The 3,308-nt window shown below is 65.3% G+C and carries 4 protein-coding genes; all 4 read right to left on the reverse strand.

Annotation, left to right across the window (positions count from 1 at the left end; all coding sequences use genetic code 11):
• Positions 1 to 547, reverse strand: a 547-nt coding sequence (locus LCM4576_RS18725; RefSeq protein ID WP_071033750.1) for an SGNH/GDSL hydrolase family protein, incomplete at its 3' end; no start/stop codon positions are given.
• Between the two features lie 56 nt (positions 548 to 603).
• The gene (locus LCM4576_RS18730) at positions 604 to 1,530 is read right to left on the reverse strand and encodes an ABC transporter permease (protein ID WP_371410091.1); all 927 of its coding nucleotides are present in this window, start codon (positions 1,528 to 1,530) and stop codon (positions 604 to 606) included.
• 27 nt (positions 1,531 to 1,557) lie between these two features.
• Positions 1,558 to 2,496: an ABC transporter permease gene (locus tag LCM4576_RS18735; RefSeq protein ID WP_244510839.1), complete on the reverse strand. Its 939-nt coding sequence runs from the start codon at positions 2,494 to 2,496 to the stop codon at positions 1,558 to 1,560.
• Positions 2,497 to 2,516: 20 nt separating this feature from the next.
• Positions 2,517 to 3,308: ATP-binding cassette domain-containing protein (locus LCM4576_RS18740; protein ID WP_131803264.1), on the reverse strand; the 792-nt coding region annotated here is incomplete at its 5' end.

Consider the following 3,308-nt stretch of genomic DNA (forward strand, 5'->3'; position numbering starts at 1 on the left):
CATTGAGGAAATCGACCTTGGTGAAATCGGCCATGGCGCGATACTCGGCCGCGAGCGCCGCCGTCTTCTCATGGCCGCCGGCGAACATGCCCTGGAAGAAGGGATGCGGCATCGGAGTCAGTGGCGGCGGCGCGACCACCAGCGCCTGGGGCGCCGGATAGGGTGTGCCGACGCCACCGGCGCTGGTGAGGATCTGGCCAACGAGCTTGGCCATGCCGTTGGCGATCTCATAAGGCGTGCGGCGGAAGAACGACTTGGTGTCGTTGGTGCCGAGCATGACGATGACGAGGTCGAGCGGCAGATGACTGGCGATGGCCGAGGGCAGATAAGCGCTGCCGTTAAGACGAGGATCATTGGGATCGTCGAGGCTGGTGGTGCGGGCGCTCAAACCTTCCTCGATTACATGGTAGCCATCGCCCAGATGCGAAGCCATCACGCCCGTCCAGCGGTCCTCATAGGCGTAGCGATGCGTCGGCGATCCCTCGATGACCGGAATCCAGCCCCAGGTCAGGGAATCTCCAAAACACAAGATCGATCTTTTGGTCATATCTCCAATCCATTTTTCCTATGCGATTGACTATTGGCCGTTCCGAACTTGCCCGCTCAGCTCGACCTTTGCCTGATGCCGTAGAAGATCGCCGCGAGCAGGATGATCAGCCCCTGCGCGATCAGCTTGCCGGGCTCGTCGATGCCGAAGGTGGTCATCACCACGAACAGCAGCGCGAACGACAGCACGCCGAAGAAAGGCCCCCAGACACCGCCTTCCCCACGGCCGAAGACGACGCCGCCGAGGATGGTCGCGGCGACCGCCAGGATCGGCAGGTCGAGCCCGACCCGAACGCTGCCGACGGCGATCGAAGCCGTCTGGACCAAAGCGGCAATGCCCGCGAATAGGCCGGCGAGCGTATGCGCGAGCACGACCGTGCGCGCGACCGGAACGCCGGAGAAATGCGCCGCCTGCACGTTCTCACCCACCGACGTCACGTAGCGGCCGAAAACCGTGCGCGACAGAAACAGCGACAGCGCCGCCGAAACCGCCACCCAGAAGATCACAGGCGTCGGCGCCGGGCCAAGCTTGGTATTGTAGATGTCGGCGAACATGCCGGGCACATCGCCGGGCGGCTTGCCGCTCGATAGATATTGCACGATCCCGACCAAGACGATGCCGACCGCAAGCGTAACGATGACGGCCGAGACCCGTCTCACTCCGACCATCAGCCCGTTGAAGAACCCGACGGCCAGCCCGATGGCCAGCGCCAGGACAATGAAGAACGCCATGGAGGCGCCGGGAAAGGCGCCGGACGAAATGGTGTAGTTGATGAGCAGGATGACGCCGCCGCCCGACAGGTCGATGCTTCGCACCCGCATCACCAGAAGCTGGCCGAGCACCAATATGCCGAGCGGAACGATCTGGCGCACGAATATGCCCATGATGTTGAGATTGAGCATGTTCGGCCGCGCGATCCACAGAACCACAAGCAGCACGGCAAAGACGTAGTAGGCCGGAGGGACGCGCAGCAAGCGGCGCATGACGGGATTGGTGAGCGCGGCAGCCACTTACAACCCCATCTTCTTGCGCGACTGCAGAGCGACCACAAGGAGCAGGATCGCCCCCTTGATGGTGGTCTGGATGAAGGGCGACACATTCGTCAGGTTCATGCCGTTGGCRAGCAGCGCCATGACCAGCGCGCCGATGACGGTGCCGTGCAGGCTGCCGATGYCGCCGGAAAGCTGGGTGCCGCCGATGGCCACGGCCGTGATCGCGTCAAGCTCGAACAGCAGCCCGACATTCGGGTCGCCCGAGACGATGCGCCCGGCGAGGAAGACTCCGGCCAGCGCCGCGAAGCAGGAGCAGATCACATACGCGAGCACGATGTTGYGCCGGTCGGCGATGCCGAAATTATGCGCCGCATCCTCCACGCCGGACGACACGCCGCCGCCGATCGCAAAAAGGTGCAGCCCGAAGCGGGAGCCGTAGAGCAGCTTCCAGGCGACCGCGAGTATGAAGATGCCCCAGAACACGGGCATCGGTACCCCGAGGAAGGACCCGGCCACGGCGCTGATGACGATATCCGGCACCGTGCCGCCCGAAACCGGCCGCAGCACCCGCGTGATCCCGAGCAGAATGTACTGCGTCGACAGCGTCGCGATGATCGGATGCACGTTGAAGCGGGTGATGATGAAGCCGTTGCTGAAGCCGACCAGCGCGGCCAGCACGAACACGGCCGGGATCAGCACCCAGGCGGGTCCGCCGAGCGCGAGCACCGCCGTCGTGAAGCTGATCATCGACCCGACCGAAAGGTCGAGCCCGCCGAGCAGGATGACGAACATCTGGCCGACCGCCGTGATGACGAGCGGCATCGCCTGCGGCACCAGATTGAGCAGGTTTTCCCCGTTGAGGAACTGCGCCGTCTCGAGGCTGAGCCAGAGCGCGATGGCCAGCGCGATCAGCAGGGGCAGCATCCACATGCCCTGCCGCGATCCTCTCGCGCTCATGAGGCGCCTGCTGATGGCTGTCATCGGCGCTCACCTCCCGCCCCATTCGCCTCCCCGTTGGCGCTGAGCGCGGCGTCGAGGATGTTGTGCTCCGTGGCGTCGGCCGCCGGCATTTGCTTCACGATCGTGTCGTTGTGGACGACGCAGATGCGGTCGCAGAGCCCGATCAGCTCGACCGTCTCGCGCGACAGCACAAGCACCGCGCCGCCTTTCTTCGCGAAGTCGCGCAGCAGCCGGTAGATCTCCGATTTTGCGCCGATGTCGACGCCGCGCGTCGGTTCCTCGACGAGCAGGATGTCGATGTCGGCGGCAAGGTAGCGGCCGAGCAGCACCTTCTGCTGATTGCCGCCGGACAGCGTGCCGACGGCGGCGCCCGGGCCGCTGGCCTTCACGGCAAGGCTCGACATGGTGTCGGCGATCTGTCGCTGATAGCCGGCGGCCAGCGCCAGCTCCGACCGTTTCGAATGGAGCGCTGCGGCAATGTTGTGCGCCACGGAAAGGCCGAGGAAGAGCCCGTCTTCCTTGCGATCCTCCGGCACGAAGCCGACGCCCATCGCCTGCAGCCGGCGCACGCCGCCGCCGGGCGACACCGGCAAGGGCAGCGACTTGCCCTTGATCGCCACACGGCCGGCGAAGGGATGGTACTGACCGACCAGCGAGCGCATGAAGCGTTGCTGGCCCTGCCCCTCCAGGCCGGCCAGCGCGACGATCTCGCCACGGCGCAGCTCCAGCGAAAACGGTTTCGAGCGCTCGGTGATGCGGAAATCCTCGACCGAAAGCATAGCGGGGCCAGGGGYATCGCCACGCTGGGG

Source organism: Mesorhizobium sp. LCM 4576, from assembly GCF_001854815.1.
Lineage (GTDB): Bacteria > Pseudomonadota > Alphaproteobacteria > Rhizobiales > Rhizobiaceae > Mesorhizobium > Mesorhizobium plurifarium.